Origin of the sequence: Candidatus Nitrosarchaeum limnium BG20, from assembly GCF_000241145.1 — an archaeon.
Classification (GTDB): Archaea; Thermoproteota; Nitrososphaeria; order Nitrososphaerales; family Nitrosopumilaceae; genus Nitrosarchaeum; species Nitrosarchaeum limnae.
In genome coordinates this window covers 1-4,918 of sequence record NZ_AHJG01000139.1, presented here as the reverse complement: position 1 = coordinate 4,918, position 4,918 = coordinate 1, and the positions used below count along the sequence as shown (strand labels likewise).

At 31.5% G+C, this 4,918-nt stretch carries 7 protein-coding genes; 3 read left to right on the top strand and 4 right to left on the bottom strand.

Annotated features, from left to right (window positions below; genetic code table 11):
• Positions 1-414: Snf7 family protein (locus BG20_RS04610; protein ID WP_010191494.1), on the top strand; the 414-nt coding region annotated here is incomplete at its 5' end.
• A gap of 39 nt (positions 415-453) precedes the next feature.
• Here the strand turns inward: BG20_RS04610 and BG20_RS04605 are convergent.
• Both BG20_RS04605 and BG20_RS04600 read right to left on the bottom strand, forming a co-directional pair.
• Complete coding sequence (locus tag BG20_RS04605; RefSeq protein WP_010191492.1) at positions 454-1,317, bottom strand: hypothetical protein; 864 nt, start codon at positions 1,315-1,317, stop codon at positions 454-456.
• A 154-nt stretch (positions 1,318-1,471) separates the two neighbouring features.
• A complete protein-coding gene (locus BG20_RS04600) occupies positions 1,472-2,284 on the bottom strand; it encodes a hypothetical protein (RefSeq protein WP_010191490.1) in 813 nt (270 codons plus the stop codon).
• 73 nt (positions 2,285-2,357) lie between these two features.
• Between BG20_RS04600 and BG20_RS04595 the strand changes: the two genes are divergently transcribed.
• Both BG20_RS04595 and BG20_RS04590 read left to right on the top strand, forming a co-directional pair.
• Positions 2,358-2,540 carry a hypothetical protein gene (locus BG20_RS04595; protein ID WP_238527506.1) on the top strand — a complete coding sequence of 61 codons (183 nt, stop codon included), beginning with the start codon at positions 2,358-2,360 and terminating at the stop codon, positions 2,538-2,540.
• Between the two features lie 72 nt (positions 2,541-2,612).
• Entirely contained in the window at positions 2,613-3,266 is a 654-nt protein-coding gene (locus BG20_RS04590) for a hypothetical protein (RefSeq protein WP_010191487.1), read from the top strand.
• Between the two features lie 14 nt (positions 3,267-3,280).
• On the opposite strand, the gene cobM is transcribed toward BG20_RS04590, so the two are convergent.
• Positions 3,281-4,042: a precorrin-4 C(11)-methyltransferase gene (gene cobM / locus BG20_RS04585; protein ID WP_010191486.1), complete on the bottom strand. Its 762-nt coding sequence runs from the start codon at positions 4,040-4,042 to the stop codon at positions 3,281-3,283.
• The gene (gene cobI / locus BG20_RS04580) at positions 4,035-4,757 is read right to left on the bottom strand and encodes a precorrin-2 C(20)-methyltransferase (protein WP_010191484.1); all 723 of its coding nucleotides are present in this window, start codon (positions 4,755-4,757) and stop codon (positions 4,035-4,037) included. Before cobI ends, cobM begins: the two co-directional genes overlap by 8 nt.
• Positions 4,758-4,918 lie beyond the last annotated feature (161 nt).

Below are 4,918 nucleotides of genomic sequence, written 5' to 3'. Positions count from 1 at the left end.
AGCAGAGTTTTGTCAAACGAATTAGCTGAAATTCGTAAGGTTACAAAGATGCTCGGCAATGCAAGAATGTCATTGGAACAAGTCCAACTAAGACTGACAACTATTCATGATCTAGGCGATGCTATGGTAGCAATTGGTCCAGCGATGTCAACAATGAAGGGATTGAAGTCATCACTAGGAAGATTCATGCCAGAAGCAGACTCAGAATTGAATTCCATGACTCAGACACTCAATGGTCTAATGATGGACTCCTTAGCAGGAGACTCATTTAGCATGGAGACTGGTGCTTCAAGTGAAGAGACAGAAAGAATCTTACAAGAAGCATCTGCAGTGGCAGAGCAACAGATTGGAGATAAATTTCCATCTGTACCAACATCAACAGGACTTTCGCAATCTTCTCAATCTACCTATTAGTAGATCATAGTAGAAAGCGAAAGTCAAACTTTTTACTTTTTAAAAATCTTTCAGTTTTTTAAGTAAGGTTGAATTTTCATAAATGAGTTTATCTGGATAACAATTCAGCATTTTGCCATTAGGAATGTCATAAAAATTCCAATTATCACATTCTATATCATATTCATATGGATGAGTGTTATCATATTTCCAATCAAACCCATTATTGATGGTTTTATCTGGATATCCATGTCCTCGAATTAAAGAGATAGTTTTTTGATCATAATTTACTTCAATTTTTGCATATAGAGCATTTGGATATAGATAGATTACCTTAGGATGAGATGTTATCGCATCAAATTCTTTTTGTGTAACATATTCATTATGTAAGAGAATTACTTTATCAAATTTTTTGAGAATGTCAGGATTTTTATCAACATCAATATCACTTAGGAATTTATAATTTAGTAGTTTTAGTATTTGTGCACCATTCCCACCAATTTCTGCACGTAGAATTAGTTTTATTGGAACAGTTAAACAATTATCATCACATTGTCCTGAATAGTAATTGTAAAAACCTGGTTGGTTGTATGCTGATGCTGTAAAAATTGGGTAAATTACTACTGTCTTTTCATCATTATTCATTAATTGATCATAAGTGGCTTGATTTTTTTCATCAAATTCAAAATAAAGTCGTGTATATTGTTTTAGACGAGCTTCTTCATCTAAAATGAATTCTCCCTTACCACCACTTATTTTGAATATTGAATCAATTTCTAGCTGTTCTAGATCTGCCTGACTAGTATTGATGTTAAAATCAAAAAATTGTTGTTTTTGATTGTTATCCATGAAATTATAGTAATAAATTACAGATATTAATAAAACAGCAATCAAAACAAAAATAATTTTTTTATTGATACTCATAATGAATTATCCTTGAATAATTTTATTTTATAGTAGATTACTGAAATAATTGCTGATTGTTCAAGTGTCATCATTTATCTTAGTTGTCTAATTATATAAATTAAAATCAATATTATTGATTCTAACAATTTGATTTGTTATAATGTTTAAAAAATCAGAATTGTTTAAGTAAGAACGATGATTTTGAAAATTTAAAAAGCAGTTGCATAGCAAAAACCATTGGAAATATAATTACAAATAAGAAAGATAAATTAAATTCTGGAAGTGACTTATCTGGTGATATTATATCCCCCCATTGACTTGGACTTGGGATTGAGATTATACTTTGATTATCTATTTTGTAAGGCCATGAATAATGATTGTTAGTATGAGCATCAAATACAGAAATGAAAAATCCATAGTTATCAGAACGTCCTAAAAGATTTAATGGTATTTTGAATTCATAACTTGCATGTGGTGTTCTGTTGTATCTATCATATTGATCAGATGCAGTACCTACAGCAACAAAATCTTTATCGTTTGGAATTTTTGTAAAATATCCATTTATTGCAGGGATGTGATTTCCCTGATAAGTAAATGATTTCTTTCCATCAAGACTTGTAAAAAAACAATAATCATCTGATTGTGGGATTATTGTTTTATCATTTTTAGTATCAAAACAAACCAGTGCACTATCAGCTAATTTATCAATGAACATATCTGAGACTGCATTAATTTGGATATAGATAAAATCGCCTTGATGAGCTGATCTTAAGTGAATTTCTGTACCATCAGCAAATGTAAGATGATTGTAACTAGATTGTTTCCATTCGTATGAATCTGTCCATTTGCCATCAAAGTTTATTTGATCTAGACCAGACGATATGGAAATTAAGATTGGATCTTCAGCATATACATTTAGAAAGAAAATCGGCGATAATATAAGGGAAAAAATTATTGATCGTATTAAAAATAACTTTAAAATCATTAATTTGAGATGTTAAATTAATGTTAAAATATTTTTGTAATTCTTTTAATACTTGTATAGAAATATCTTGATTGTGAATAAAAAAATCATCATTGGTATTATCATAGTAATTGTTATCAGTATTGGAGCTGTTAGTTTAGCACAGATAAACCAAAATGATGAAACGGTAAATGCAGATGTTGAGGAGTTAAAAAGACCTCCACAAAGTTTTACAGTTGGATTAAGCGAATCTATAGGCTTTAAGGAGACTCCATAAGTTCCAAATTGGATCTTTTATTAAAGAAAATTTACCAGTATACCTATAAAGAAATTCATATTTAGATAGATAATGAAAACTACAACGATCGGTATGTTCGCTGCAATTGCATTTGCTGTAGGAATGGTTGGAATCAACTTTTCAGATGGGCAATTAAACTTGCAAGATAAAACTCCAGCATCCAGTATTGATGGTGCAGGTATTTTAGGACATATTGAAATCATTCACAAAGATGGTCAAGGAAATATCAAATCATATCAGCAAACTGATAATGCGATAGTAAACGATGGAAGAAACTGTGTTTCAATGTTGTTGTTTGGTCCAAATGTTGGTTGTAAAGTAGGAAGTGCAACTGGTTTAGGTAAGTATACAGTAATTGGTTTAGGTAATACAACATCGTTGTCTGGAAGTACACAAATAAAAGCACTCCCAACAGAAATTAACGACAATGGAATTACTAGACAAACTGGCACGTTAGGTACTTTTACAAACGCAACAGCTAGTGGAGCATCAGCTACACAAAGAATTTCTGCTACCTTTACTTGGGGTGGTGGAACAACAAACACTGTTTTAGCAGCAGGATTGTTTAATTCTACAAGCACGACACTTGCAAACTATGAAACATTCGCATTGAAAAATTTCCCTAGCAGTGTAGTCTTAAGTAATGGAGATCAGTTAACAGTTAACTGGGACATCTCAATAAGCGGCACAAACCCATACAGTTAGAAAATTTTTCTAATTTATTTTTTTATTTTTCTATAGCCATGGCTAAAGTTCTTGTCATATAATTTTGAATATTCATAATCAGTTGAATCAATCACATTACTAATAATTACAATAGCAGTTCGTGTAATTTTTTCGTCTCTAACTTTTTTTACTATATTATCTAGAGTCCCTTTAATAATTTTTTGATCATCCCAGCTTGCTCTGTACACAACTGCAACGGGTGTAGATTTTTTGTATCCACCTGCTACTGCTTCTTTTACAATATTAGAAAGTAGATGAACACTTAGATAAAAGATCAAAGTTGCTTTATGCTTTGCAAGTTCTGATATTTTTTCTCTTTTAGGTACTTTGGTTCTAGACTCTGCACGAGTTACAATGATAGTTTGAGTAACACCTGGCAGTGTTAGCTGAGTTCCAAGTGCAGCAGCTGAGGCTAAAAATGCAGTAATTCCAGGAACTACAACTGATTCAATTCCTTTTTCTTTTAGATTATCAATTTGTTCTTTAATTGCGCCATAGATAGATGGATCACCATCATGTAATCTAATTACTAATTTGTCATTTTTTGCATTTTTGTATAGCAGATCAAATATTTCCTCTCTGACTAAACCTGCTGCATTATGTAGTTCTCCCTTTTTGCATAATTTTAGAATTGGGGGAGGAATTAAAGATCCTGAATAAACTACAATGTCTGCTTTTTGAATTAATTTTTTAGCTTTAATTGTTATTAGTTCAGGATCACCAGGACCACAGCCTACAAAATAAATTCTAGACACGCTTTACCACCAGAATTGAAAAATATTTTGTAGTTAATGTTCCGTCATTTACTTCTCCCAAGGTAAGTTTTCTAATAATTTCATTTTCTGTTCCAAGATCTTGTCCTATTGCAAAAATTGAATTATCAGGAAAACCAGCCTCTTTGAGTACTTCAATTACTTTATCAAAATATCTTCCATCCTTTAGAAATACCATTGTCTCAGAATTTTTTGCAATCTCTTTTACTGAACTTAAATCATAACATGATGGAATGATTGCCACTTTTTCTGCACCTTCTGCAATACTTACACCAACTTTAGCTGCAAAAGTAAACATTGAAACAATTCCTGGAATCACACTAATTTTGATTTCAGGATGATTCATCTCAATGTCTTTGTGCATATAGATCCAAGTGCTATACAAATATGGATCACCTATAGTAAGATAGACAACATTTTTTCCTGTCAATACTTTCTCAGCCATAATCTTTGCATTTTTTTTCCAAGTTGCTTCTAAAACGTCTTTGTCTTTTGTCATTGGAAAGATCAGTTTGATGATCTCTTGATTTTTTGATTTATCAATTAATGATGAAACTATGGATAATGCAATACTTGGTCTGTCCTCATTAGATGCAGGACACATTATTGTATCTGCATTTTGAATTGCTTTTGCAGCCTTTACTGTTAGCAATTCAGGGTCTCCTGGACCCACTCCTATTCCAATTAACTCAGGCATGAAAAATATGATTTTGTCCCCAATTAAAAATCTAGATTAAATTTTTGTTGCAGAAATTATTGTGACTGGATTTCTAGCTAACATCATTGTACCTTTTGAGGTCTTTCTACTCTTTGAGATAGTAACTTGAGTAATATCTACTGAATCAAACTCTAGCTTCT

Excerpts from the sequence above, each read along its gene's own strand:
- BG20_RS04605 (WP_010191492.1), bottom strand. The coding sequence starts at position 1,317 with ATGAGTATCAATAAAAAAATTATTTTTGTTTTGATTGCTGTTTTATTA.
- BG20_RS04600 (WP_010191490.1), bottom strand. The coding sequence starts at position 2,284 with ATGATTTTAAAGTTATTTTTAATACGATCAATAATTTTTTCCCTTATA.
- BG20_RS04590 (WP_010191487.1), top strand. The coding sequence starts at position 2,613 with ATGAAAACTACAACGATCGGTATGTTCGCTGCAATTGCATTTGCTGTA.
- cobI (WP_010191484.1), bottom strand. The coding sequence starts at position 4,757 with ATGCCTGAGTTAATTGGAATAGGAGTGGGTCCAGGAGACCCTGAATTG.